The organism is Streptomyces sp. NBC_00459, assembly GCF_036013955.1.
Lineage (GTDB): Bacteria > Actinomycetota > Actinomycetes > Streptomycetales > Streptomycetaceae > Streptomyces.
The window spans coordinates 7894699-7919404 of sequence record NZ_CP107903.1; the positions used below are offsets into that span (position 1 = coordinate 7894699).

At 71.9% G+C, this 24706-nt stretch carries 22 protein-coding genes; 10 read left to right on the plus strand and 12 right to left on the minus strand.

Translation table 11 applies throughout. The features are described from left to right. Positions 1-116: 116 nt before the first annotated feature. Complete coding sequence (locus OHN74_RS34775; protein WP_327698531.1) at positions 117-863, minus strand: SDR family oxidoreductase; 747 nt, start codon at positions 861-863, stop codon at positions 117-119. A gap of 149 nt (positions 864-1012) precedes the next feature. Here OHN74_RS34775 and OHN74_RS34780 point away from each other — a divergent pair, with 149 nt between their 5' ends. Further along, positions 1013-1639: a dihydrofolate reductase family protein gene (locus tag OHN74_RS34780; protein ID WP_327700379.1), complete on the plus strand. Its 627-nt coding sequence runs from the start codon at positions 1013-1015 to the stop codon at positions 1637-1639. 30 nt (positions 1640-1669) lie between these two features. Here the strand turns inward: OHN74_RS34780 and OHN74_RS34785 are convergent, their stop codons facing one another. From OHN74_RS34785 to OHN74_RS34795, 3 genes are read right to left on the minus strand one after another with little or no spacing between them, the layout of a single operon-like run. Next, positions 1670-2482, minus strand: coding sequence for a phosphatase PAP2 family protein (locus OHN74_RS34785; protein ID WP_327698532.1), 813 nt, complete (start codon positions 2480-2482; stop codon positions 1670-1672). Then, positions 2483-3436 (minus strand): YihY/virulence factor BrkB family protein, encoded by a 954-nt coding sequence (locus OHN74_RS34790; RefSeq protein ID WP_327698533.1) that lies wholly within the window; start codon positions 3434-3436, stop codon positions 2483-2485. Further along, complete coding sequence (locus tag OHN74_RS34795) at positions 3437-5182, minus strand: diacylglycerol kinase family protein (RefSeq protein WP_327698534.1); 1746 nt, start codon at positions 5180-5182, stop codon at positions 3437-3439. Positions 5183-5718: 536 nt separating this feature from the next. Here OHN74_RS34795 and OHN74_RS34800 point away from each other — a divergent pair. Further along, positions 5719-5889 (plus strand): hydrophobic protein, encoded by a 171-nt coding sequence (locus tag OHN74_RS34800; RefSeq protein ID WP_327698535.1) that lies wholly within the window; start codon positions 5719-5721, stop codon positions 5887-5889. Positions 5890-6229: 340 nt separating this feature from the next. Here the strand turns inward: OHN74_RS34800 and OHN74_RS34805 are convergent, their stop codons facing one another. Together OHN74_RS34805 and OHN74_RS34810 are read right to left on the minus strand one after the other, a co-directional pair. Further along, positions 6230-6625 carry a ribonuclease domain-containing protein gene (locus OHN74_RS34805; RefSeq protein ID WP_327698536.1) on the minus strand — a complete coding sequence of 132 codons (396 nt, stop codon included), beginning with the start codon at positions 6623-6625 and terminating at the stop codon, positions 6230-6232. Positions 6626-6811: 186 nt separating this feature from the next. Continuing rightward, entirely contained in the window at positions 6812-7012 is a 201-nt protein-coding gene (locus OHN74_RS34810; RefSeq protein ID WP_327698537.1) for a hypothetical protein, read from the minus strand. 177 nt (positions 7013-7189) lie between these two features. Between OHN74_RS34810 and OHN74_RS34815 the strand changes: the two genes are divergently transcribed. Further along, the gene (locus OHN74_RS34815) at positions 7190-8539 is read left to right on the plus strand and encodes a sensor histidine kinase (protein ID WP_327698538.1); all 1350 of its coding nucleotides are present in this window, start codon (positions 7190-7192) and stop codon (positions 8537-8539) included. A gap of 36 nt (positions 8540-8575) precedes the next feature. Here OHN74_RS34815 and OHN74_RS34820 read toward each other — a convergent pair whose 3' ends face one another. Beyond that, positions 8576-9610 carry an aldo/keto reductase gene (locus OHN74_RS34820; RefSeq protein WP_327698539.1) on the minus strand — a complete coding sequence of 345 codons (1035 nt, stop codon included), beginning with the start codon at positions 9608-9610 and terminating at the stop codon, positions 8576-8578. A 95-nt stretch (positions 9611-9705) separates the two neighbouring features. On the opposite strand from OHN74_RS34820, the gene OHN74_RS34825 reads away from it, so the two are divergent. Further along, positions 9706-10386 carry a response regulator transcription factor gene (locus tag OHN74_RS34825; RefSeq protein WP_327698540.1) on the plus strand — a complete coding sequence of 227 codons (681 nt, stop codon included), beginning with the start codon at positions 9706-9708 and terminating at the stop codon, positions 10384-10386. Positions 10387-10571: 185 nt separating this feature from the next. Here the strand turns inward: OHN74_RS34825 and OHN74_RS34830 are convergent, their stop codons facing one another. Further along, on the minus strand, positions 10572-11585 hold the full coding sequence (locus OHN74_RS34830) for a Gfo/Idh/MocA family protein (RefSeq protein ID WP_327698541.1): 1014 nt from the start codon (positions 11583-11585) through the stop codon (positions 10572-10574). Between the two features lie 118 nt (positions 11586-11703). Between OHN74_RS34830 and OHN74_RS34835 the strand changes: the two genes are divergently transcribed. The 5 genes from OHN74_RS34835 to OHN74_RS34855 all read left to right on the plus strand — a co-directional run bounded on the left by OHN74_RS34835 (position 11704) and on the right by OHN74_RS34855 (position 19454). Further along, positions 11704-12453 carry a GntR family transcriptional regulator gene (locus OHN74_RS34835; protein ID WP_327700380.1) on the plus strand — a complete coding sequence of 250 codons (750 nt, stop codon included), beginning with the start codon at positions 11704-11706 and terminating at the stop codon, positions 12451-12453. A gap of 139 nt (positions 12454-12592) precedes the next feature. Beyond that, entirely contained in the window at positions 12593-13783 is a 1191-nt protein-coding gene (locus OHN74_RS34840; protein WP_327698542.1) for an ROK family glucokinase, read from the plus strand. After that, positions 13780-14382, plus strand: coding sequence for a sugar kinase (locus OHN74_RS34845; RefSeq protein ID WP_327698543.1), 603 nt, complete (start codon positions 13780-13782; stop codon positions 14380-14382). Before OHN74_RS34840 ends, OHN74_RS34845 begins: the two co-directional genes overlap by 4 nt. 114 nt (positions 14383-14496) lie before the next feature. Next, a complete protein-coding gene (locus tag OHN74_RS34850; protein ID WP_327698544.1) occupies positions 14497-17328 on the plus strand; it encodes a DEAD/DEAH box helicase in 2832 nt (943 codons plus the stop codon). Continuing rightward, positions 17328-19454 carry an SWIM zinc finger family protein gene (locus OHN74_RS34855; protein ID WP_443060586.1) on the plus strand — a complete coding sequence of 709 codons (2127 nt, stop codon included), beginning with the start codon at positions 17328-17330 and terminating at the stop codon, positions 19452-19454. Before OHN74_RS34850 ends, OHN74_RS34855 begins: the two co-directional genes overlap by 1 nt. Positions 19455-19492: 38 nt before the next feature. On the opposite strand, the gene OHN74_RS34860 is transcribed toward OHN74_RS34855, so the two are convergent. After that, on the minus strand, positions 19493-20221 hold the full coding sequence (locus OHN74_RS34860) for a spermidine synthase (protein WP_327698546.1): 729 nt from the start codon (positions 20219-20221) through the stop codon (positions 19493-19495). 141 nt (positions 20222-20362) lie between these two features. Further along, the gene (locus OHN74_RS34865; protein WP_327698547.1) at positions 20363-22048 is read right to left on the minus strand and encodes a ribonuclease J; all 1686 of its coding nucleotides are present in this window, start codon (positions 22046-22048) and stop codon (positions 20363-20365) included. Positions 22049-22291: 243 nt separating this feature from the next. On the opposite strand from OHN74_RS34865, the gene OHN74_RS42970 reads away from it, so the two are divergent. Beyond that, on the plus strand, positions 22292-22552 hold the full coding sequence (locus tag OHN74_RS42970; protein ID WP_443060496.1) for a hypothetical protein: 261 nt from the start codon (positions 22292-22294) through the stop codon (positions 22550-22552). Between the two features lie 221 nt (positions 22553-22773). On the opposite strand, the gene OHN74_RS34875 is transcribed toward OHN74_RS42970, so the two are convergent. Both OHN74_RS34875 and OHN74_RS34880 read right to left on the minus strand, forming a co-directional pair. Beyond that, a complete protein-coding gene (locus OHN74_RS34875) occupies positions 22774-23619 on the minus strand; it encodes an NAD(P)H-binding protein (RefSeq protein ID WP_327698548.1) in 846 nt (281 codons plus the stop codon). A 91-nt stretch (positions 23620-23710) separates the two neighbouring features. Beyond that, positions 23711-24676 carry a helix-turn-helix transcriptional regulator gene (locus OHN74_RS34880; protein WP_327698549.1) on the minus strand — a complete coding sequence of 322 codons (966 nt, stop codon included), beginning with the start codon at positions 24674-24676 and terminating at the stop codon, positions 23711-23713. Positions 24677-24706: the final 30 nt, after the last annotated feature.

Consider the following 24706-nt stretch of genomic DNA (forward strand, 5'->3'; position numbering starts at 1 on the left):
GGCTGGGGCCCTGGGACCAGCCCGGGGCTGTGCTCCCCGGATCACGCCCGAGGTGGGAGGCCTGTGCTCCGATTCGGGGTGCTCGCCTTGGCTGACGGCGGGGGCTCGTCCGGCTGTTACGCCGCGTGGCCTCCGTCCACGGAGTATTCGGCGCCTGTGACGTAGTCGGCCGTCGCGAGGTGGGCGACGGTTGTCGCCACTTCCTCCGTGCGGCCGAAGCGGCCCAGGGCGGTCAGCGCGGACTGGGCGGGGGCGTACGGGCCGTCGGCCGGGTTGAGGTCCGTGTCGATCGGGCCGGGGTGCACGATGTTCGCCGTGATTCCGCGGGCGCCCAGTTCCCTGGCCAGCGCCTTTGTCAGACCCACCAGGGCCGACTTGCTCATCGCGTACAGGGTGCCGCCGGGGCCGGGCACCCGCTGGGTCATACAGGTGCCGATCGTGATGATCCGGCCGCCGTGGGTCATGCGCCCGGCGGCTGCCTGGGAGACCAGGAACACGCCGCGCACGTTCACCGCCAGCACGCGGTCGACGTCCGCAAGGGTTAGGCCCGCCAGCGGTCCGAGGACGCCGACGCCCACGTTGTTCACCAGCACGTCCAGGCCACCGAGCATCTCCGCCGTACGCTCCACCGACCCGGCTGCCTCCACCGCGTCCGCCGAGTCCGCCCGCAGGGCCACCGCACGGCGTCCCAGCGCCTCGACAGCCCGTACGACGTCCTGCGCCGCCTCCTTGCCGTTCACGTAGGTGACGGCCACGTCCGCGCCCTCCTGGGCGAGCCGCAGCGCCGTCGCCGCTCCGATGCCGCGGCTGCCGCCGGTAACCAGCGCGACCTTGCCGTTCAGGGGTCCGTAAGAAGTCTTCATACGACCATTGCAGCGGTGGGCGGTATCGCGTGCTGGCGGTGAGCGGACACCGATGTCCGGTGCTCCGCAGTCCACCGGCCGATGAGTTGCGGGCGCCTACGGGGTCTGAGCTGATGACAGCAGACCCTCCGAGAGAGCAGGCAACCGCCATGGGCACCCTCACCCTCACCTCCTTCGTCACCCTCGACGGTGTCTACCAGGCCCCCGGCGGCCCCAAGGAGGACCCGCGGGACGGCTTCGAGCAGGGCGGCTGGAGCGTCCCGTACGGGGACGAGGACTTCGGCCGGTTCGTCGAGGAGGTCTTCGGACGCGTCGACGCCTTCCTCCTGGGCCGCCGTACGTACGACATCTTCGCCTCGTACTGGCCCAAGGTCACCGACCCCGCCGACCCGGTCGCGTCCCGGCTGAACGCCCTGCCGAAGTACGTCGCCTCCGCGAGCCTCAAGGACCCCCGGTGGGCCGGCACGAGCGTGCTGGGCGGCGACCTCGGTAAAGAGGTCACCGCTCTCAAGGAGCGCACCGACCGTGAGGTCCAGGTGCACGGCAGCGGTGCCCTCGCCCAGTCCCTCCTCGCCCTCGACCTCGTCGACAAGGTCCATCTGCTGACCTTCCCGGTCGTCCTCGGCGCCGGGCGCCGCCTCTTCGCGGAGGGCGCCGTCCCGACCGCCTTCCGGCACGTCGGAGGCCGTACGACCGCGGCGGGCGTCTCCATCCAGACCTACGAGCTCGCGGGCCGCCCGGAGTACGGCACGTACGAGCTCCCGAAGAACGCGTAACCCGGTTCGGGAAGCTCTTGGGCCCGGCCGTCAGCCGCGTACGGACCGGTCGGAGAACTCCCGGCCGGACGGGCCGGGTTCGGGGTGGGCCCCGGTGAGTTCGGGCTCCAGGCCGTCTCGCAGATCGGCATGTCCGCGGCCCGCGTCGCTGCGCCAGGCCTCGAAGGCCCATGCCGTGAGGGCGACCACGGCGAGGCCCAGGAGCCAGCCGCCCACGACATCGCTGAACCAGTGCACGCCGAGCGCGATCCGGGTGAAGCCGACGCCGAGCACGGACACGACCGCGGCGCACCAGCACAGCGACCGCAGAGCGCGCGGGACCAGGGGCAGCAGAACCAGGAGCAGGATCGCGAAGGAGGTGGTCGCGGTCATCGCGTGGCCCGACGGGAAGGAGAATCCCGGTGCGTGCGCGACCGGATCCACCAGGGACGGCCTGGCTCGCTCGACAACCGTCTTTACCAGCAGCCCGATGAGTCCGCCGGCCACGGCCGTCACGGCGGACCAGGCGGCGAGCCGCCAGGCCCGTCGGTACAGCAGCCACACCGTCAGCAGGGCGACGACCGTCCGCAGGGTGAACGGGTCCCACAACCGGTCGGACAGGAAGCGCAGGGTGTCCGTCCACGCCGGGTGTTCGAGGGCGGTCTCGTGCAACCTCCGTGCCGCGCCCGCGTCGAGACGGCGCAGTGGCTGCCACTGCCCCTCGACCAGGACGAGCAGCAGGCCGAAGGGGACGGCGGCGACGGCGGCGACAGCGGCCGAACCGAGCAGGTGGATGCCGAATCTCCGGTCGGCCGCCCGGCGGCGACGGTCACGAAGGCGCTGGGCCGTGGCGCGGACCACCATTCAGACTCCCGGGTCGGCTTGGATCGGACCGGGCCGCAGCGCCCGCGCGGCCTCCAACTGCGCGGCGAACGCCAGCCCCAGAAAGAGGGCGATGGAGGTCAGATAGGCCCAGATCAGCAGCGACATGAAGGCGCTGAGCGGGCCGTAGACCGTGTCGAAGGACCCGCTGATGCCCAGGTACAGACTCAACAGCCAGGTCAGGACCGTCCACAGCACGAGATACACGGCGGCGCCGAAGGCCAGCCAGGTGTAGCCGGGCTGTCGGCGCCGGGGGGAGCGCCGGAAGATCAGACTGGCCGAGAGCAGGGCGAGCAGCAGGCCGAAGGGCCAGCGCAGGATCTCGCAGACCGTCCTGGCGTCGCCGTCGAGGTGATACACCGTCACCGCCGAGGCGGCCAGGTCACCGCCGGCCACCATCACGATGAACCCCAGGCCGAGCGGAATCCCGGCGCAGAGGGACATCACGAGCCCGCGCAGGTACTTCTGGCGGAAGGGGCGGTCCCGTTCGTTTCCGTAGATCCGGTTGGCACCGCGTTCGATCTGGCACATCGCGGTGGTGACGTTGATCATGGAGAAGAGCAGGCCGAACCAGAGGGCGATCTGTGCACCGTTTCCCGCACTGCGGCGGCTGCGGTCCAGGGCGTCGTCGACGACTTCGGCGCTGGGCCCCTGTGCGAGCCGGTGGATGGTCAGTTCGGCGAGTCGTCCGATGTTCTCCGTGTGCAGCGTGGTGGACAGTCCGACGAAGGCGATGGCCAGCGGGATCACCGACAGCACGGTCTGGAGGGCGAGCGCGCGGGAATGGCTGAAGCCGTCGGCGTAGCGGAACCGGACGAAGGAGTCGCGCAGCAGCGGCCAGCGGCCGTAGCGGCGCAGCGACGTCAGTGCCTCGTCGGCCGAGAGCTCGTCGCCGGACATGTCGCGGGTCTCGGGGACCTTTGTGGCGGTGCCCATTCACTTCCCCCTGGTGGGCAGCAGGACGGTCAGCGCGCCGGGCCTGACCTCGGCGGTGAGACGTCGGCCGTGGGACACCGGGTCACCGTCGAGTTCACGCGACTGCGGTGCGGCGAAGGTGAGTTCGGCCCGCCGGAAGGTGAGGAACTCCACCGGTACGCCCTTCGTGCCGGTGCCCTCGGGCACGAGGTGGTCGACGGTGGCGGGCCGCGAGTTCCGGCTGCGGCCGCGCATCAGTACGCCCACCGCGCGCATCCATCCGCCGGGGCCGCGAGGGTCGAGGATCAGCAGATCGAGCAGTCCGTCGTCGGGCCGGGCCGCCGGGAGGAGCGTGAGACCGCCTTGTACGGTCCCGACGTTGGCGAGGAGCACCATGCGGGCCGTGCGGTGCAGAACGGGTGCGTCGTCGAGCCGGACCGTCAGCCGCATCCGGGGCGTGCGCAGCGTGGCGACGGTGGCGAGCACGTAGGCGGGCCAGCCCACGGCGGACTTGGCACGGTCGTCGGTGTGTTCGAGCATCGCGGCGTCGAGTCCCGCCCCGGACATCGCGGCGAAGTGGGTGGGGGCGAGACCGTCGCCCTCGATGTGGCCGAGGTCGAGGCGCCGGGGAGCGCCGGACAGTGCGGCGTCGAGCGCGGCGGAAGGGTTGAGCGGCAGGCCCAGGTTGCGGGCCAGCAGATTGCCGGTGCCGCAGGGGACCACGACGAGCGGTACCCCGCTGCCGGCCAGGGCGTCCGCGGCCGCCCTGACGGTTCCGTCGCCGCCGCAGACCACGATCAGCGTCGCTCCGTCACGGACCGCACCGGCCGCCTGGCCTGTGCCCGGGTCGTCGGCGGTGGTCTCGATGAACGCCGGTGCGCGGTGGCCGTGTTGTTCGAGGACCCGCCGCAGCTTCTCGAGGGCTGCTTCGCCGGTCACCGTGGGGTTGAAGATCACGGCGGTGCTGCCGGGCTCGCGCTCCCGGGCCCCGGCGGTCGCGTCGTCGGGCCCGGTCCGCGGCGAGGGGACGGCGGCCACTGACCCGTCGGTGAACAGGGCACGGCCGACGATCAGCAGGGACAGGGCGCCGTTGGCCAGTCCGCCGATCACGTCCGTGGGGTGGTGCATGCCCCGGTAGAGGCGGGCGACGCCTACGGCCAGCGGCACGAGGAACAGCAGCCCGGCCAGCGGCCACCGCCACGGCCTGCGGACCCGGGCCAGCACGAGCACCGCGAGTCCGGCGTAGAGCGCGGTCGCCGCGCCGGTGTGGCCGGAGGTGTAGCTGGACGTGGGCGGGGAGTCGTCGACGCGCTGCACGTCCGGGCGGGTACGGTCCACCGACTCGGTGACGGCCAGGAACACCAGCGACTGGAGCGAGACGGCCACGGCGAGGAAGACCGCCTGACGCCACATCGGCAGCCGGGGCACCAGCAGCAGAGCCACGCAGGCCAGCAGGGTGACGGCGATCACCGTGAGGGTGTTGCCGGCCTCCGAGCCGAGGTACGACAGGGTGGTGAGCGGGCCCGTACGGATCCGCTCGAATCCCTCGTTGACGTTGTCCTCGACCGTCAGGGGCCACACGTGCCGGGCGGGTCCCGTGATCAGGAGCCCGAAGCCCACCATCAGGGCTGCCTGGCAGACGGTCAGTGCGCCGATGCGCGCGGCGGTCCTGCCGGTGCCGCGGGGCAGGGCGGACGAGCGGCCCGGCCGGACGTCGGGTCCTTCTCCAGTCGCTCCTGTGGCTCTTTCCGGTACGGCGGTCGGCATCGGGGCTCCCACGGGTCGGCGGCTCGCAGCGGTCTTCGGCCGGGTGGCGTTCGCCCCCCGATCCACCGCCGTGCGTGTGCCCCCGAAGCGGAGGCGCAGACGCTCCACGAGATGGGAATCCACGAACCGGCGCCCCGGGCGCACACGGAAGGTGCCGGTGGGGCGCCGGTGGAAGGCTCGGGGCGGAAGGCGGGGAGTTCCTCGCGCCCGCCCGCGCGGCTTGAGCCTTCACCGCAAGGACGAGGAGGCGACGTCGGACCTCCCCAGGTATCCCGCCGCCTCCTCGTCAACGTGCGGCGTCCACCCGCCCGAGCGCGCGCCATGCCGGCAGACCAGTCGCCGATCACGGACGCAGCGAGGCTCAGCGAGCCGGACTCTCCGGTCCCTCCGCCGGGAAGGCGGTGCCGGTCATCGTGCGTGTCCCCGTGCTGCGGGCAGTCCGGTCGGATGCCCCGAGCGCCGCATAAGAAACAGATAAATTTTCGGCGTGTACGGAGATCGGGTCCGGGCACACGGCGGGACGGAGGTTGATAACCATGATTCCCCTGATACTGGTTCTGCTGCTCGCCCTGATCCTCTTCGGCGCCGGGTTCGCCCTGAAGGCCCTGTGGTGGATCGCCGTGATCGTCCTGGTCGTCTGGCTGGTCGGATTCCTCGCCCGCTCCACCGGAGCAGGCGGGAAGCGCGGCCGCTGGTACCGCTGGTAAGGAGCGTTGACAGGACGTCGGATGCGGGTGGGGGTGCACTGATCGCCGGTGCGCCCCCTGTCCGTGTGTCCGGGGGTGTCACCGCGCAGCCAGTGGCCGTGAAGCAGTTGAACCGCCTTGCCCCGCGGCCTGTGGTGGTGTGGGGGGTGCGCGGGGCAAGGGACTCTGCGGTGAGGGACTCGGCTGACGCACGGCGACGAGCCTGTTTACCGGCCGGGTGCCACATCCGTCTGTTGTTCAGTGATGCATGCCGATGTTCGGCGGCCGTCGGAGACCCACCCGGTCACAGGGCCGGACCTCCGACGGGTCGCACCGTTCCTAGGGCTGAGCCGTGGGGGACTCAGCAGCCGTAGTCGACGAGGTCGAACGAGGCGTAGTGGTCGGACGTGTAGTAGTCCTCCTGGTACTCCTCGCCGGTGATGATGCGGCGCGCACCACGTGTCGAGGAGCCGGGGGTCTTGACGGTGTACTCGTGGTAGTAGCCGCTGCTCTGGCTGGGCAGGAGGCGTTCGCGGTTCTGGAAGACGCTGCCGTCCTGCGAGTACGGGTAGGGGCCGCCCTTCGCGATCAGGTTGAGCGTGGTGTAGGCCTGCGACGGCAGGTCGCCGTAACAGATGCTGCCGACCGCCGAGGTGGCGGCGCCCGCCGTGCCGGCGGTGACGGTACCGCCGGCCAGGAGAGCGGACAGGACGGCGACCGAAGCGCCGATACGAGTGATCCGTGGGGGGAATCTCATGCCTCATGATGACGCGCGTAGACAGTGGCATGTCAATGACAACTCTGGAGATTTTCCCGTCAAGTCCGATGAATTATCGGGAAGTTAACCTGGTGCGTGGCGTCTCCATGGGCTCTGCACGTTCGGATGCGCGGAGGCCGTGGCGCCGGTCTCCGATCACCCGGTCTCCGATCACCCGGTCTCCGGTCACCCGGGCTTCCGGCCCTCGGCGGCGGCGAACAGCGCGAACGACAGCACGAGCAGTGCCACGCTCGCGTAGATCTCGTATCCGTCGAGAAGACCGAGCTTCTGTACGAGACCCCAGTGCAGGTCGGTGAATTCGTTCAGCAGGCCCAACACACCCTGCACCAGGGCGAGAAAGCCGACGATTTCCAGTAACTGCTTCATGCCGGAATCCTCGCTCCGCAGACCCCCGCTTCCATCGGCCGCAGGGTGAGGCGGCCTCCCCCGAAGTCGCCGGTCGCGCCCCGAAACGGCGTCGAAAGTCTCCGGCGGCGCGACTTTGGTCGACGATCACGACTGGCCGGGGGTGGCGCGGGCCGGGACTGCGTAGATTTGTCGACCGTGAGTGGTGACAGACCGACATCCGTGCCCGAGGCCCCGGCTGCGTTCCCCGGGCGGCGCTGGCTCTTCCCGTCTGCAGTGCTCGACGAACTCGATCACGACCCCGGTTCCGGTCCTGGTCCCCACCCCGGTTCCGGCTCGGCGGGAGAACGGGCCGGATGGTTCGGAAGGTCCGCACGACCCCGGCGCACCGCGCGTGACTGGGTCGTCGACTTCACCTGCTTCCTGCTGGCCGTCCTGATCGGCGTCCTGGGCGCCGACGCCCTGGTCGGCGACCCGAACACCCCCCACGCCGTCGCCGTCGTCGACCAGTGGATCGGCGCCCTCTCCTGCGGCGCCGTATGGCTGCGGCGTCGCTGGCCGCTCGGCCTCGCCCTCGCGATGCTCGCGGTCAGCCTGGTGTCGAGCACCGCGGGCGGCGCCGGCCTGGTCGCCCTCTTCTCCCTCGCCGTGCACCGGCCCTTCCGGTACGTCGGCCTGGTCGGTGCTGCCTCCGTCGCGGTGCTGCCGTTCTTCTACTGGCTGCGCCCCGACCCTGACCTGCCGTACTTCGTCTCGGTGGCCCTCAGCGTCCTGCTGATCGCGACGGCGGTCGGCTGGGGCATGTTCGTGCGGTCCAAGCGGCAGCTCATGCTGAGCCTGCGGGACCGGCTGCGGCGGGCCGAGGCGGAGGCGCTGCTGCGCGCCGAACAGGCGCAGCGGCTCGCCCGCGAGGCCATCGCCCGCGAGATGCACGACGTGCTCGCCCATCGGCTCACCCTGCTGAGCGTCCACGCCGGAGCCCTGGAGTTCCGTCCCGACGCGCCCCGCGAGGAGGTCGCGAGGGCCGCCGGGGTCATCCGGGAGAGCGCCCACGACGCGCTCCAGGACCTGCGGGAGATCATCGGCGTCCTGCGGGCCGGGGACACGGAGGAGGCGGGGCGCCCGCAGCCGACGCTGGCCGCGCTCGACACCCTGGTGACCGAATCCCGCGAGGCCGGCATGAAGATCGTGCTGGACAGCCGTGTGACGGCACCGGCCGCCGTCCCCGCCTCCGTCGGCCGCACCGCCTACCGGATCGTCCAGGAGGGCCTCACGAACGCCCGCAAACACGCCCCGGGCGCCGAGGTCACCGTGTCCCTCACGGGCGCCCCGGGCGACGGCCTGACCGTCTCCGTGAGCAATCCCGCGCCCCCGGGGGAGGTCCCGCACGTTCCCGGCTCCGGACAGGGCCTCATCGGCCTGGCCGAACGGGCGACGCTGGCGGGCGGCCGGCTGGAGCACGGCGCGCAGGCGGACGGGGGTGGCGGTGAGGACGCGGGCGGAGCCGGGGGATTCACTGTCCGGGCCTGGCTGCCGTGGGGTGTCTGACGCACCTCTGCGCAGAGGTGCGAAGCGCAGATGCTCTCAGGCGAGCACCGTACGCGGCACCACCCGTTGTCCCGCCTCCCCGTACACCCAGGCCGAGGTCTCCTCGATGAACTCGGTGGGGAAGCCAGGCCGGAAGCCGGTGGTCTCGTCCAGTTTCGCCACCAGGTCCGCCGGGAGCGTCAGTTCGGCCGCGCCGAGGTTGTCCGTGAGCTGCTCGACCCGGCGCGCACCCACGATCGGGTGCACGGCGGGGGAGCGCGCCATGGTCCAGGCGATGGCCACCTGCGCCGGGGACGCGCCGAGTTCGTCCGCCGCCGACTGCACCGCCCGCGCCACCGTGTGTTCGCGCTCGCCGATCGCGTCCGCGGACAGCCGTACCGACTCGTCGGGGGCGATGCCCCGCGCGCGTGTGTACTTGCCGGACAGGATGCCGTTCTGCAGCGGACTCCAGGCCGCCACCGACATCCCGAACGCCTCGGCCATCGGCAGCAGTTCACGCTCGATGTCCCGGTTGAGCAGGCTGTACGGCACCTGGAGCGCGGCGAACTGCGTCCAGCCCCGCCACTGGGCCAGCGTGTTCGCCCGGGACACCACCCAGGCCGGGGCGTCCGAGATGCCGACGTAGAGCACCTTCCCGGAACGCACGGCGTCGTCGAGGGCGCGCATGGTCTCCTCGACGGGCGTGGCGCGGTCCCAGATGTGCACCCAGTAGATGTCGACGTAGTCCGTGCCGAGCCGCCGCAGGCTCGTCTCCAGGGACAGCGTGAGGTTCTTGCGGTGGTTGCCGGCGGCGTTGGGGTCGGCGCCGTCGCGCGAGATCGTGTACTTCGTGGACAGTACGAGCCGGTCGCGCCGGCCCCTGAGGAGTTCGCCCAGGATCGTCTCGCTCGCACCACCGCGGTAGTTGATCGCGGTGTCGACGACATTCCCGCCGGCGTCCTCGTACGCGTCGAGGATGCGCGCGCACTCCCCCTTGGGCGCCCCCACCCCACCCTGGTCACCGAAGGTCATGGCCCCGAGGAAGAGCTCGGAGACACGCAGACCGGTCCGGCCCAGCAGTCGGTAGCGCACGAAATGCCCCTCACTTCACGGGAGTTCAGGTCGGCAATGTAGCCCGCGCCGGCCTTGTACGTCCGGGCGCCGCACAACCGTGATTACGTAGGGCCATGACCGTGATCAGACTGCTCCTCGTCGATGACGACCCCCTGGTACGGGCGGGTCTGTCCTTCATGATGGGCGGCGCCGACGACATCGAGATCGTCGGCGAGGCCGCCGACGGCAGCGAGGTCGAGGCGCTCGTCGGCCGTACCGGCCCGGACGTCGTGCTCATGGACATCCGGATGCCGACGGTGGACGGCCTCGCCGCCACCGAACGTCTGCGGGCCCTCAAGGACGCCCCGCAGGTCGTGGTCCTCACCACCTTCCACGCCGACGACCAGGTACTGCGCGCCCTGCGCGCGGGTGCCGCCGGCTTCGTCCTCAAGGACACCCCGCCCGCCGAGATCCTCGCCGCGGTACGCCGTGTCGCGGCCGGCGACCCCGTCCTGTCGCCCGCCGTGACCCGCCAGTTGATGGCCCACGCGGCGGGCGGCACCGCCGACACCCGGCGGGCAGGTGCCCGGGAGCGGATGGGTGCGCTGAACGACCGGGAACGCGAGGTCGCGGTCGCCGTCGGCCAGGGCAGGGCGAACGCCGAGATCGCCGCCGCCCTGTTCATGAGCGTCGCCACCGTCAAGACGCACGTCTCCCGCATCCTCGCCAAGCTGGACCTCAACAACCGAGTACAGATCGCCCTGTTGGCGTACGACGCAGGACTCCTGGAAGAGAACGGGCAGGACGGGCACTGACCGGCGACGGCACGCGTTTCCGTCGCGGCGGCGCAGGTCGTGAGGGCGTTGGCCGGCCACCGGGGCACGCCCGGAGCACACCGGTGACTCGGAGCAGCCGGACCGGTGATCCGGCCGGTCCGTGAAACCCGGGACCGGGCGTCAGCTGCAACTCCCCTCGTCCCCCTCCTCCCGGCTCTCAGCTCTCAGCTCCACCCGCCCTGGATCTCCGCCAGATGTACGGGCCTGTGCTCCCGTCTGGACAGTTCGCAGGCCTCGGCGACACGCAGGGCCTGGAGTGCCTCGCGGCCGTCGCACGGGTTGGCGCGTTCGCCGCGCACCACCTCGACGAAGGCCGACAGCTCGTCCTCGTAGGCGGGGCCGAAGCGCTCCAGGAAGCCGGTCCACGGCTTGCTCGCGGCGGGCGGTCCGGCCGGTTCGGTGGACGCGATGGGCGTACGGTCGTCCAGGCCGACGCCGATCTGGTCCAGCTCACCGGCCAGCTCCATACGGACGTCGTAGCCGGCGCCGTTCATACGGGTCGCCGTCGCCGTGGCGAGGGTGCCGTCGTCCAGGGTGAGGACCGCGGCGCCCGTGTCGATGTCGCCGGCGTCGCGGAACATCGAGGGCCCGGCGTCCGACCCGGTCGCGTACACCTCGACGATCTCGCGCCCCGTCACCCAGCGCAGGATGTCGAAGTCGTGGATCAGGGTGTCCCGGTACAGCCCGCCGGACAGCGGCAGATACTCGGGCGGAGGCGGCGTCTGGTCCGACGTCATCATCCGGACGGTGTGCAGACGGCCGAGCTTCCCGGAGCGCACGGCCTCGCGGGCACCTGTGTACCCGGTGTCGAAGCGGCGCTGGAAGCCCATCTGGAGGATGGTGCCGGCCGCCTCCACCTCGGCGATCGCGGCCAGAGTGGCCGGCAGGTCGAGCGCTATGGGCTTCTCGCAGAACACCGGGAGACCCGAGCGTGCTGCCCGACCGATCAGTTCGGCGTGGGCCGAGGTGGCGGCTGTGATCACCACGGCGTCCACGCCCCAGGTGAAGATCTCGTCCACACCCGGTGCGGCCGTGGCTCCTAAGCGGTGCGCGAGATCCTGTGCCCGCCCGCTGTCCGCGTCCGTGACGATGAGGGAGCCCCCTACCTCGCGGTGGCGGCTGAGGGCATTCGCGTGGAATGTACCGATGCGGCCCGTCCCGATGACTCCGATGCGCATAAGAACCAAACTGGGGTCCGACCAGGCACGCTGTCAATGCGTATGTCCGGACAACCGAACTACACGACTTCCCGTCAACAGTCCCCGGAGCTACGCTCGGGCCGTGCCGAAACCAGATGTGGATCCGACAGCGCCGCTGGAACTCAGTGTGGACCGGAGCAGTCCGGTGCCGCTGTACTTCCAGCTGTCCCAGCAGCTCGAAGCCGCGATCGAGCACGGAGCACTCACTCCCGGCAGTCTGCTGGGCAACGAGATAGAGCTGGCCGGGCGGCTCGGCCTGTCCCGCCCCACGGTGCGCCAGGCCATCCAGTCCCTCGTGGACAAGGGCCTGCTCGTACGCCGCCGGGGCGTCGGCACGCAGGTCGTCCACAGCCAGGTCAAACGCCCTCTGGAACTGAGCAGCCTGTACGACGACCTGGAGGCGGCGGGCCAGCGCCCCGCGACCAGGGTGCTCGTCAACACGGTCGTGCCGGCGTCCGCCGAGGTCGCCGCAGCGCTCAACGTGGCCGAGGGCAGCGACGTACACCGCGTGGAACGGCTGCGGATGGCGCACGGCGAGCCGATGGCGTACCTCTGCAACTATCTGCCGCCCGGCCTGTTCGACCTGGACACGGGCCAGCTGGAGGCCACCGGGCTGTACCGGCTGATGCGCGCCGCCGGGATCACCCTGCACAGCGCCCGCCAGTCGATCGGCGCGCGCGGGGCACTGGCGGAGGAGGCAGAACGCCTCACCGAGCGCGAGGGTGCCCCCTTGCTCACGATGCAACGCACGACGTTCGACGACACGGGCCGCGCGGTCGAGTTCGGCACCCACACCTACCGCCCGACGCGCTACTCCTTCGAATTCCAGCTCCTGGTACGCCCCTGAAAGGGGGGCGTAAGCCCCCTTTCAGGGGCGCGGGGAACTGCGCGAGCAACCACGACGCACCCGCACCCGGCAAACAACCGCAGAGCCCAGTGCTCCCCCGCACCGCACCCGCCTTGCCGGTGAGGCAGAATCACTCCCGATGACCAGCTACCGCGACCTCGCACTCCCCAGGGCACTGGCCGGCTCCGGCCGAGAGGGCAGCGCCCCCATCGGCTCCCGCAGAGCCCCCGCCCTGCGCACCGTCGGCACGCGCGAGCGCCGTTCCCACCTCACGGCTCCCCGCGTGCCCACCGTCGGCATCGACATCGGCGGCACGAAGGTGATGGCGGGAGTGGTCGACGCCGACGGCAACATCCTGGAGAAGATCCGTACCGAGACGCCGGACAAGTCCAAGAGCCCCAAGGTCGTCGAGGACACCATCACGGAGCTGGTCCTGGACCTCTCCGACCGGCACGACGTGCACGCCGTCGGCATCGGAGCGGCCGGCTGGGTCGACGCCGACCGCAGCCGCGTCCTGTTCGCCCCGCACCTGTCCTGGCGCAACGAGCCCCTGCGCGACCGCCTCGCGGGCCGGCTGGCCGTCCCCGTGCTGGTCGACAACGACGCCAACGCCGCCGCCTGGGCGGAGTGGCGCTTCGGCGCGGGCCGCGGCGAGGACCACCTCGTCATGATCACGCTCGGCACCGGCATCGGCGGCGCGATCCTGGAGGACGGCCAGGTCAAGCGCGGCAAGTTCGGCGTCGCAGGCGAGTTCGGCCATATGCAGGTCGTGCCCGGCGGCCACCGCTGCCCGTGCGGCAACCGTGGTTGCTGGGAGCAGTACAGCTCAGGAAACGCCCTGGTCAGAGAGGCGCGCGAACTCGCGGCTGCAGACTCCCCGGTTGCGTACGGGATCATCGAGCACGTCAAGGGCAACATCGCCGACATCACCGGTCCGATGATCACCGAGCTGGCCCGCGAGGGCGACGCCATGTGCATCGAACTGCTCCAGGACATCGGCCAGTGGCTCGGCGTCGGCATCGCCAACCTGGCCGCCGCCCTGGACCCCTCCTGCTTCGTCATCGGCGGTGGCGTCTCCGCGGCCGACGACCTGCTGATCGGCCCCGCCCGGGACGCGTTCCGCCGCCACCTCACCGGCCGCGGCTACCGCCCCGAGGCCCGCATCGCCCGCGCCCAGCTCGGTCCCGAGGCCGGCATGGTGGGCGCCGCCGACCTCGCCCGGCTGGTCGCCCGCCGCTTCCGGCGCGCCAACCGGCGCCGCGTCGAACGGTACGAGCGCTACGAGAAGTTCGTCGAGACCACCCGCCGCGCCACCCAGGGGCCGCTGTGACCGCCTCCCTGCCCCGCCAGGCCATGCCGCCGGACGAGCCGCCCGGCCCGCCCGAGGACCGCGGGCACAGGATCCGCCGTCGCGCCCTGACCCTGCTGATCATCGTGCTGCTCATCGGTGTCCCGGCCGGCTATCTGGTGATCTCCGCCAACCAGAGCCGCGACAGCGGCAAGGACAAGGAACGCAAGTGGGCGGCGCGAGGCCTCACCGAGGCCTGGCCCTCCAAGGTCCAGCGCCACATCTACGAGGTGCCCGTCCCGCGCCAGGCCGACGGCGAGGGAATCCTGTCGACGAAGGTCGCGTACTACGAGACGAACAACTGGCGTACCAGCCGTCTGTACGTCCAGTTCATGACCACGAACGCGGGGCTGGACTACTTCTTCAAGGCCATGGGCGTCCCTCGCACCAGCCTGAAGAAGGACCAGTTCCCCATCAGCGCCCGTGACCAGAAGATCGTCGGCTGGGAGTTCAAGGAGCCCGGCCCGTGGTGGGGGCTCGCCCATCGGCAGCAGAACCCTGCACCCACGCAGCACATCGTCGTGAAGTGGTCCCACTCCAACCACTACATGGTGTACGTCGTCTCGCGCACGACCCCCTGACCGGCCGCGCGACGCGCTTCGGCCCGTTTCCGGGACCGATTGTCAGACCCCGCCCGTACAGTCGAAGACGTCCGACTCGACGGACACGACACGAGGGCGGGAGGTGAGGTACGCATGAGCGACGAGTCGTCGGCGACAGCGGTGGCGGACGTGCCCGTGCGCCTCGCGGCCGTCTTCCTCCCCGCCCCCCTCCCGCGCGAGGGCCGCATCGCCTTCTGGGACCCGGAAGGGAACACGGGCCTACCGGACACGGTCGACGGTCATACGGAACTGACGGTGGTACGACGACACGGGAACGGCGTCCGCCGCCGGACCACCCCCGCGCTGACACTGCCCGTCGAAGCGGCACTGCCGCTGCTCGTGCGGGCCCGCCGCGACCCCGCCGCCCATCCCGCCACGGCCTGCTGGGGCGCCGCCGCCCTGCACGCGCTGCGGCTCACCGCCCGCGGCAGACTGCTGCCCGGACTCACCCCCGCCGGCCACGACGCCTGGCGCGCGGGCCCGCTGGACCCCGACGACATCGCCCACCTCAGGGCCATCGCCGCCGCCCTGCCCCACGAGGGCCACGCGGTGCCCCTGCCGGGCTCCGGCGCCCTGCTGCTGCCCGAGCCGGAGGCGCTGGTGCGCGCCTTCCTGGACGCCGTCGCGGACACCCTGCCGCGTACCCCGGCGGCTCCGTACGCCGCGGGGATGCCCTTCGCCGCACGCCCGGCCCAGAAGCTGCCCGACGCCCACGACTGGGCGGCGGAGGTCGCCGCGGGCATGGACGCGGGCGTGCGGATCTCACTCCGCCTCGACCTGTCGGCGTACGAACTGTTCGATGACCCCGACCGGGTGCCCACCGCGGGCGCGGCGATCGTCCAGGTGCACAGCCTCGCCGACCCCACCCTGGTGACCGACGCGGCGACCCTGTGGGCGGGCACCGCGGACGCGGCCTTCGGAGCACGTGCCCACGTGGACGCCGCCCTGGCGGTGCGCCGCGCGGCCCGCGTCTGGCCCCCGCTCGACCGCCTCACCGAACAGGACGCGCCCGACGCCCTGGCACTCTCCGAGGAGGAGCTGTACGACCTGCTCGGGGTCGCCGCGACCCGGCTCGCCGCCGCCGGCGTCGCCGTGCACTGGCCCCGGGACCTCGCCCAGGACCTGACCGCCCAGGCGGTCGTACGTCCGGCGCCCGGCTCGGCGAAGGACGGCACCGGCTTCTTCGAGAGCGAGGAACTCCTCCAGTTCCGCTGGCAGTTGGCGCTCGGCGGAGATCCGCTCACCGAGGCCGAGATGGACCTGCTGGCGGAGGCCCACCGTCCCGTCGTACGCCTCAAGGACCAGTGGGTGCTCGTCGACCCGGCGCTCGTCCGCAAGGCGCGCAAACGCGAACTCGGCCTGCTGGACCCGGTCGACGCGCTCTCGGCCGCACTCACCGGCCGTGTGGAGGTCGACGGCGAGAGCGTCGAGGCGGTCCCGGTCGGCGCGCTGGCCGCCCTGCGCGACCGGCTGACGGCGGGCATCACCCCGGTGGAACCGCCCCCGGGGCTGCGGGCACGCCTCCGCGACTACCAGCTCCGGGGACTCGCCTGGCTGGACCTCATGACCTCCCTGGGCCTCGGCGGCTGCCTCGCCGACGACATGGGGCTCGGCAAGACGATCACCGTCATCGCCCTGCATCTGCGGCGGGCCCGCAGCGAACCGACGCTGGTGGTCTGCCCGGCCTCCCTGCTGGGCAACTGGCAGCGCGAGATCAACAAGTTCGCGCCCGGCGTCCCCGTCCGCCGCTACCACGGCCCCGACCGCACCCTGGAGGACATGACGGGCGGCTTCGTCCTCACGACGTACGGCACCATGCGGTCGACGGCGCCCCGGCTGGCCGAGCAGCCGTGGGGGATGGTCGTCGCGGACGAGGCCCAGCACGTCAAGAACCCGTACTCGGCGACGGCCAGGGCGCTGCGCACGATCCCGACCCCCGCGCGCGTGGCCCTCACCGGCACTCCGGTGGAGAACAACCTCTCCGAACTCTGGGCCCTGCTCGACTGGACCACCCCTGGCCTCCTGGGCCCCCTCAAGTCCTTCCGTGCCCGGCATGCGCGCGCGGTGGAGACCGGTGAGGACGAGGAGGCGGTGGCCCGGCTGGCCCGCCTGGTCCGCCCGTTTCTGCTGCGCCGCAAGAAGTCCGACCCGGGCATCGTCCCCGAACTGCCGCCGAAGACGGAGACGGACCACCCGGTCCCCCTGACCCGCGAACAGGCCGCGCTGTACGAGGCGGTGGTGCGCGAGTCGCTGCTCGCCATCGAGACGGCGGACGGCATGTCGCGCCGCGGCCTGGTGCTGAAGCTGCTGACCTCCCTCAAACAGATCTGCGACCACCCCGCCCTGTACCTGAAGGAGGAGGCCCCCGGGCCCGGAGCGGGAGACCGGCTGGCCGCCCGCTCCGGCAAACTCGCCCTGCTGGACGAGCTGTTGGACACCCTGCTCGCCGAGGACGGCTCGGCGCTGGTCTTCACGCAGTACGTGGGAATGGCCCGCCTGATCACGTCCCACCTCGCGGCTCGCGCGGTCCCGGTGGAACTGCTCCACGGCGGCACCCCGGTCCCCGAGAGGGAACGCATGGTGGACCGCTTCCAGAGCGGCGCGACCCCGATCCTGGTCCTCTCCCTGAAGGCCGCCGGCACCGGCCTGAACCTCACGCGCGCGGGACATGTCGTCCACTTCGACCGCTGGTGGAACCCCGCGGTCGAGGAACAGGCCACGGACCGCGCCTACCGCATCGGCCAGACCCAGCCGGTCCAGGTGCACCGCCTGATCACCGAGGGCACGGTCGAGGACCGCATCGCGGAGATGCTGGAGTCCAAGCGTGCCCTGGCCGACGCGATCCTGACGTCCGGGGAGTCGTCCTTCACGGAACTGACGGACCGGGCACTGTCCGACCTGGTCTCCCTTCGGAGGGCGGTGTGATGTCACCGGAGGAGCACCGGGAGCGGGGGGAAGGAACCGGCACGGTGGGGGAGGAGCCGACGTCGGTCGGGTGTCCCCCGTCCGGCGAGGCCGATCCGGACCGGCCCGCCGACGCGGCGCGCAGGGCATTGCGGGCGGCACGGGAGCGCGCGGGTCAGGAGACGACCGGGACACCCGGCGCGGCCGACGCCGGAGCGCGTGGAACCCGGCCGGGGGACGCGGCTCGTGCGGCCCTGCGGAGCGCGACGACGCCGTCCGGGGGCCCGGCCGCCCAGGCCGCGCCGACGGGCGAGACCGACCCGGACGTTCGTGAGGTGCCGACGGCGCGTACCGACACCGAGGACCGCAGGGCCGGGCGCCCCGGGGATGTCGCCCGGGAGGCTCTGCGCGCCGCGCGCGGAGAGGCGCGGCGGGCCCGTCCGGACACCGGGACGGCGGCGGACGAGGCCACGCGGCGGCCCGTCCCGCCCGCGCCCGGGCCGGACCCACGGGACCGAAGCCCCGGAGACCGGCGGCATGACGTACGGGAACTGCTCGCCGGTTCCTTCGGGTCGCCCACCGACCAGTCCCCGGCGACCCCGGTGAGAGGCCTGGAGACCCGGCACGACGAGTCGCGTACGGATCCGTCGCCGCCGGTGACCGTCGGGGATGTCCTGCGTGCCGTTGCCGCGCCGGCCCCGCGCGACGGCGGCGTGGGTGTCGAGGCCCCGGAGACGCCACCAGGCCGGTCGTGGGGCATCCGGAACACCCTGGGCGCGCCGAAGCCCCCGGACACCACCAGGTTCCGGCAGGCGGCGCCCCCCGCCGCTCCCGCCAACACCTCACGCCTCACCTCCCCGTCCTCCTCCATGGCCGCGCCCGGCCGTGACGGTGAGCTGCGCCGAACCTTCCCCGCTCTGCCCCCCTCGGCGAACCCGAAGACGTCGTCCCGGGGCGTCGGCTTCGCGGAGAGCTGGTGGGGGAACGCCTGGGTGGCCGCCCTGGAGGAGGGCGCGTTGGACGCCGCCCGGCTGGTGCGGGGACGCGGGTACGCGGAGAAGGGGCACGTCGATGCCATCACGGTGACACCGGGGCTCGTGCTCGCCTATGTGCAGGGCTCCCGGCCGAGGCCGTACCGCGTCCAGGTGCGGCTGCGCACCCTCGGCGACCAGGAGTGGGAGCGGTTCCTGGACGCCGCGGTGGAGCGGCCCGGGCACATCGCCGCGCTGCTCGACAAGGAGATGCCCCATTCCCTCGCCGACTGCGGGGCTCCACTGCTGCCCGGCGCGGGCGACCTCGACCCCCTGTGCAGTTGCCCCGACTCCGGACACCCTTGCAAGCACGCCGCAGCCCTCTGCTACCAGACCGCCCGTCTCCTCGACGCCGACCCCTTCGTACTGCTCCTCCTGCGGGGCCGGGGCGAACGGGAGGTGCTCGACGAGTTGTCCCGGCGCAACGCCGCCCGCGCCGCCCGTGCCGCTCAGGATCAGCAGCCGGGGGCCTTCCCCGGGGTCAGGGCCTCCGAGGCGCTCGTCCCGCGCACCCTCCCGCCGCTCCCGGCCCCGCTGCCTCCCCGCCCGCATCCCGAGCCGCCCCCGGCCTACCCGGCGTCCCCGGGCGGTCCGGACCCCTTCGCGCTGGACCAGTTGGCGACGGACGCCGCGGCCCGCGCCCACACCCTGCTCACCAGCGGCCACGACCCGGTCGGTGAGCTGACGCTGTGGCAGGACGCCGTACGTCTCGCCGCCGCCCGCCCCGGCTCAGGCCTCACCGCCGGCACCCGAGCCCTCTACTCCTCGCTCGCGAGAGGCGCCGGCCGCACCCCGGCCGACCTGGCGCGCGCGGTGGCCGCCTGGCGGCAGGGCGGGCTCGACGGACTCGCGGTCCTCGAAGAGGCCTGGGACCCGCCTGCGGGACGGTTCGACCGCGCCCGCCCCCTTCTGCTCGCCGCGGACCTCCCCGCCTTCAGACCCCGGCGCAACCACCTCACCCACCCGCGCGGCCACATACAGCTGCGCCTGGGCCGCGACGGCCTCTGGTACGCGTACGAGTCCGAGCCCGGCCACGACGACTGGTGGCCCCGCGGCACCCCCGACCTGGACCCGGTCGGCGCGCTCACCGGCCTCGGCAACCCGTCGGAGTCCTGACCGAGGACCTGATCGCCACGGTTCGGCGGGGCCCGCGCCTACGGCAGGTCCGGTGCCGTGGCGGCCACGTAGACGGTGTTGGTCGAGGTGCCGCCTTGCAGAGGATTGTCGAAGTCGACGACATGGGCCGCAGAGTGCGGGAACACCTCGGTGAGAACAGAGGTGAACTGCGCGTCCGGCGGGTCGTTCGACCACAGGGCGAAGACCCCGCCGGGACGGAGGTGCTCACTGAGAGCGCGGAGCCCGGCAGGCTGGTAGAGCGCCGCGTGGCGCGGGTGGAGCACATGGCGCGGCGAATGGTCGACATCCAGCAGGATGGCGTGGAAGCGGCGGCCCGGCTCCCTCGGGTCCAGGCCGCGCGAGTCGGCGGCCATCGCGAAGAAGTCACCCTGAACCAGGCGGCACCGGGCGTCCGAAGTCAGCCCGGCGCCGAGAGGGACCAGACCCCGCTGGTGCCAGTCGATGACTTCGGCGAGCGTGTCGATCACGGTCAGCGAGCGCACCCGGGGGTCGTCCAGCACCGCCTGGGCGGTGTATCCGAGTCCGAGTCCGCCGACGGCGATGTCCAGTTCGGCGCCGGGCAGTTCCGCCAGTCCGAGTTCCGCCAGCGCGATCTCGCCGGCTGTGAAGAGGCTGGACATCAGGAACTCGTCGCCGAGCTTCACCTCGTAGACATCGCTGCCCGACACCGGGTCGCGTCGGCGCCGCAGGCTGATGTCGCCCATCGGTGTCGGGCGCCAGTCGATCTCCTCGAAACGCGCGCTCATCCGTTTACCTTTCTGACGCACCGTCGGTGCCCGAAACCTGTGCAGGGAACGCCGCTCCGCGCGGGTGCGGACACAGTCGCGAAACCGTCTCTGCCCTGCCGACAGGGCAGGGCAGAGACGGGGAGCGGCAGGGGACGCCGGTCAGGCGTCGATGATGACGGGGATGATGAGAGGCCTGCGGCGGTGGGTACGGAAGGCCCAGTTCGCCACGGCACGCGCGATCAGCTGTTCCAGCTGGCGCGCGTCGCCGACGCCTTCCTGGGCCGCGGTCGCCAGGGTCTTCTCGATGACGGGGATCACCGGCTCGAAGGTGGTGTCGTCGTGGACGAACCCGCGGGCCAGGAAGTCGGGAGTCTCGGCAAGGGCACCCGTGTCGGCGTCGACGATCGCCACCACGGTGACCACGCCTTCCTCGGCGAGGGTGACGCGGTCCTTCAGGGACGCCTCGGTGGCGCCGCCGACCTCCATGCCGTCCACGTAGACGTTGCCCGCGGGCACCTTGCCGGTGATCTTCGCCCGTCCGTCCACCAGGTCGACGACGACGCCGTCCTCGGCGATGACGACCCGCTCGGGATCGACCCCCGTACGGATGGCCAGGTCGGCGTTGGCCCGCAGGTGGCGCCACTCGCCGTGCACGGGCATGACGTTGCGGGGCTTGACGATGTTGTAGCAGTACACGAGCTCACCGGCGCTGGCGTGCCCGGAGACGTGCACCTTGGCGTTGCCCTTGTGGACGACATGCGCGCCCCAGCGGGTCAGCCCGTTGATCACCCGGTAGATGGCGTTCTCGTTGCCGGGGATCAGGGAGCTGGCGAGCAGGACGGTGTCGCCCTTGCCGATGCGGATCACATGGTCGCGGTTGGCCATCCGGGACAGAGCGGCCATCGGCTCGCCCTGGGACCCCGTGCACACCAGGGCGATCTTGTGGTCCGCCAGTTTCTCCATTTCCTTGGTGCTCACGACCAGACCGCTGGGCACCTTCAGATACCCGAGGTCGCGGGCGATACCCATGTTGCGGACCATGGAACGGCCCACGAAGGCGACCTTGCGACCGTGCTGGTGCGCGGCGTCCAGGACCTGCTGGATGCGGTGCACATGGCTGGCGAAACTGGAGACGATCACCCGGCGCGGGGCGGTGCGCATCACCTGCTCGATCGCGGGGTTCAGCTCGCGCTCGGAGGTGGTGAAGCCGGGGACCTCGGCGTTGGTGGAGTCGGTCAGGAAGAGATCGACGCCCTCCTCGCCGAGGCGGGCGAAGGCGCGCAGGTCGGTGATCCGGTCGTCCAGCGGGAACTGGTCCATCTTGAAGTCGCCGGTGTGCAGCACCATGCCGGCCCCGGTACGGATGGCGACCGCGAGGCTGTCCGGGATGGAGTGGTTGACCGCCACGAACTCGCAGTTGAAGGGGCCGAAACCGCGCCGGTCGCCCTCGCGTACCCGCACCGCGCGCGGCCGGATTCCGTGCTCCTTGAGCTTGGCCTCAAGGAACGCCAGTGTCAGCTTCGAGCCCACGACAGGGATGTCGGAGCGCTCTCGCAGAAGGTACGGCACGGCACCGATGTGGTCCTCGTGGCCATGGGTGAGCACCACGGCCACGATGTCGTCCAGACGATCGCGGATCGAGGTGAAGTCCGGCAGGATCACGTCCACGCCGGGCTGGGTCTCTTCGGGGAACAGCACGCCGCAGTCGACGATGAGCAGCTTGCCGGCATGCTCGAAGACGGTCATGTTGCGGCCGATCTCACCCAGACCGCCCAGGGCGATGACCCTCAGGCCTCCTTCAGGCAGGGGAGGGGCGGCTTTCAGTTCGGGATGCGGATGGCTCATATTCCGACGTTACCGGAGAGCGCGCCGAGGTGATCCACTGGCTGCCCAACCAGCCAGGTCAACACGGCGCGGCCGAGACGGCCGACGGGGGGTGCGAGCGCCGACGGCGACGAATTCCCCCTGCCCACGGCCCGCACCGGCATCGAGCACCCTGCCGGGACCCGGCGATGTCCGGGTCGGGTGACCGCGTGTTGTCGACCTGTCCACGTTGCGTAAAGAAATTGTGAGGTTCCCGACGACGGGTTGGAGAGCCTGTTCGACCGGTCGTCGAGTCCGTGCGGTCCGTCATCGTCGACGACCTCCCCCGCGTATCCACCCCCGGCGCCGGTCACGGCGGTCGGCGCGGCCCGGCGGCCGGCGCTCGGCGTGCGCGCGCTGATCTACCGGCTGGAACGCATCCGCACCCTGACCGGCAACGATCCCGCGGACCGCGCCGACCGTCACACCCTGCGGACCGCCCTCATCGGTGCCCGCCTCCTCGACCGGCCCACCCGGCCCCTGTGACCCGTTGATCGACAGATCGGGTACCGCGCGAGCGGATGGGACGGGCGTCGAAACCCCGCAAGCCCCGCCGATGCTCCGGCGGGGCCTGTGCGCCGGACGTGGCCGTCGCTCGTGCGAATGGGCCGCCCCGGACCCGTACGGGGGATTTCCGGGTCCGGGACGGTGCTTGGGGCCGGCGCGGCGTTACCCGCCGGTGCCGGGGTTGTTCAAGGACGCCGGCGTCACTTGAAGGCGTGGACGTTGCGCTTCGCCCACCCCGCGAAGGAGCCGGCCGGGCGGCCGAGGAGCGTCTCGACATCGGGGCTGACCCGCTGCTCGGCGGGGAGCGGCTCGCCGAGGATGTCGAGCGTGCCGTCGATCACCGGCTCGGGCATGAACCGCGCCATGTGCTCGCGTGCCTGCTCACGGGTCAGCTCCACGAAGCCCACCTGCTCGCCGAGTGCTTCGAGGAGCGCCTCCGTCTGCTCGCGCGGGGTGACGGCGGCCGGTCCGGTCAGCTCGTACGTCTGTCCGGAGTGGCCTTCGGTGCGCAGCACCACGGCGGCGACCTCGGCGATGTCCGCCGGGTCCACGACCGGCAGCGCCACATCGGCGAACGGGGCGAACACCGAGCGCTGCGTGCGGACGGACTCGATCCAGGCATAGGCGTTGGAGGCGAAGCCGCCCGGACGCAGGACGGTCCAGTCCAGGCCGGAGGAGCGTACGGCCTCCTCGAACTCCCGCAGTCGGCCGTGCGAGAGGGCGTCCGGACGGGTGCTGTTGATCTGTGAGGAGAGCAGCACCACACGCCGCACGCCGGCTTCCTTCACGGCCGCCAGTACCTCGACGGCAGGTGCGCCGCCGCCGAGCAGTTCACCGGCCAGCAGGATGAACAGGGCTTCCGCGCCGTCCAGGGCGGGACCCAGGGTGGAGGGATCGGCGAGGTCGGCGGGAACATGCCGCGCTCCCTCCGGGAGGTCGTAGGGGAGAGGGTTGCGGGACACGGCCGTGACCTTCTCGCCCGCCGTGGCGAGCGCCTCGACGAGCGGACGGCCGACGTTTCCTGAGGCTCCGGTTACAACGATCACGAAAACTCCCAAAGTAGTGGACAAGCGGTGGAGTTGGGCTCTGTCTGCGACGCTAGCATCCTTCGTATAGTAGGTACCTAGAGGAAAGTGACTATGTTGTCGCCAGGTCGTGCAGCGCCCCATAGCGCGCCATGAGCTCGCGACCGAGGCGGGCCAGGTGTTCGCGTGCCTGTGGCGGATCCACCACCTCGACCTGCGGCCCCAGACCTGCCAGCTGCACGGCCACCACCTCCACCGACGGCCCGGAGGCCTCGATCTCCCGTCTGCCGTCCGGCAGCAGCCCGCCCACGCTCAGCCGCCCTCCGAACAGCCGCTGGAGCACGGGCAGCGCGTCCTGATCCGCCCTGGCCGTCACCGTCGCGGCGAACAGCCGGTCCTCCAGCTGCGTGACCAACGAGCGCCAGGCGGCGGCCAGATCGAAGTCGGCGGGACGCCGAACCGGCTCGTCGGTCGGCTCCGCCGAGATCACGCGGCTCAGCCGGAAGGAGCGCAGCCCGTCAGACGTGCCGGCCACCATGTACCAGTGGCCCGCCTTGAGGACCAGTCCGAGTGGGTCCACGGTGCGTTCGCGCGGTACGCCACCGGGGCGGGCGTAACAGAGGCGGACCCGTACGCCGTCCAGCACCGCGCGCTCCAGGACCGTACGGTGCGCGCCGTCCGCCGTCAGTCCGGAACGCGACCAGTCCTGGTCGTCGACGATCCGTGCCCGGGTCGCCGCCTCGGCGTGCGGTCTCAGCGGCTCCGGCACCGCTCGGAGCAACTTCCGCAGCGCCGAACGCAGTTCGGGGGAGGCGGCGGCCAGGCCCGCGGCCAGGAACAGTGCCTTGACCTCCGGCGAGGTGAGCCCGGTGAGGTCCGTGCGCGCCCCGCCCACCAGCCGCCATCCGCCGCCCCGGCCGCGCTGCGCGTAGACGGGGACACCGGAGGCGGTCAGGGCCTCCAGGTCGCGTCGTGCGGTGCGTTCGGAGACCTCGAGCTCGGCGGCGAGCTCCGCGGCGGTCACCAGGCCGCGCGCCTGGAGGAAGAGCAGAGCCGCCACTAATCGGTCAGCTCGCATCAATGATCAGCCTTTCGCGCAAAGTGGCCG

Excerpts from the sequence above, each read along its gene's own strand:
- OHN74_RS34775 (WP_327698531.1), bottom strand. The coding sequence starts at position 863 with ATGAAGACTTCTTACGGACCCCTGAACGGCAAGGTCGCGCTGGTTACC.
- OHN74_RS34780 (WP_327700379.1), top strand. The coding sequence starts at position 1,013 with ATGGGCACCCTCACCCTCACCTCCTTCGTCACCCTCGACGGTGTCTAC.
- OHN74_RS34785 (WP_327698532.1), bottom strand. The coding sequence starts at position 2,482 with ATGGTGGTCCGCGCCACGGCCCAGCGCCTTCGTGACCGTCGCCGCCGG.
- OHN74_RS34790 (WP_327698533.1), bottom strand. The coding sequence starts at position 3,436 with ATGGGCACCGCCACAAAGGTCCCCGAGACCCGCGACATGTCCGGCGAC.
- OHN74_RS34795 (WP_327698534.1), bottom strand. The coding sequence starts at position 5,182 with ATGCCGACCGCCGTACCGGAAAGAGCCACAGGAGCGACTGGAGAAGGA.
- OHN74_RS34800 (WP_327698535.1), top strand. The coding sequence starts at position 5,719 with ATGATTCCCCTGATACTGGTTCTGCTGCTCGCCCTGATCCTCTTCGGC.
- OHN74_RS34805 (WP_327698536.1), bottom strand. The coding sequence starts at position 6,625 with ATGAGATTCCCCCCACGGATCACTCGTATCGGCGCTTCGGTCGCCGTC.
- OHN74_RS34810 (WP_327698537.1), bottom strand. The coding sequence starts at position 7,012 with ATGAAGCAGTTACTGGAAATCGTCGGCTTTCTCGCCCTGGTGCAGGGT.
- OHN74_RS34825 (WP_327698540.1), top strand. The coding sequence starts at position 9,706 with ATGACCGTGATCAGACTGCTCCTCGTCGATGACGACCCCCTGGTACGG.
- OHN74_RS34830 (WP_327698541.1), bottom strand. The coding sequence starts at position 11,585 with ATGCGCATCGGAGTCATCGGGACGGGCCGCATCGGTACATTCCACGCG.
- OHN74_RS34840 (WP_327698542.1), top strand. The coding sequence starts at position 12,593 with ATGACCAGCTACCGCGACCTCGCACTCCCCAGGGCACTGGCCGGCTCC.
- OHN74_RS34850 (WP_327698544.1), top strand. The coding sequence starts at position 14,497 with ATGAGCGACGAGTCGTCGGCGACAGCGGTGGCGGACGTGCCCGTGCGC.
- OHN74_RS34855 (WP_443060586.1), top strand. The coding sequence starts at position 17,328 with ATGTCACCGGAGGAGCACCGGGAGCGGGGGGAAGGAACCGGCACGGTG.
- OHN74_RS34860 (WP_327698546.1), bottom strand. The coding sequence starts at position 20,221 with ATGAGCGCGCGTTTCGAGGAGATCGACTGGCGCCCGACACCGATGGGC.
- OHN74_RS34865 (WP_327698547.1), bottom strand. The coding sequence starts at position 22,048 with ATGAGCCATCCGCATCCCGAACTGAAAGCCGCCCCTCCCCTGCCTGAA.
- OHN74_RS34880 (WP_327698549.1), bottom strand. The coding sequence starts at position 24,676 with ATGCGAGCTGACCGATTAGTGGCGGCTCTGCTCTTCCTCCAGGCGCGC.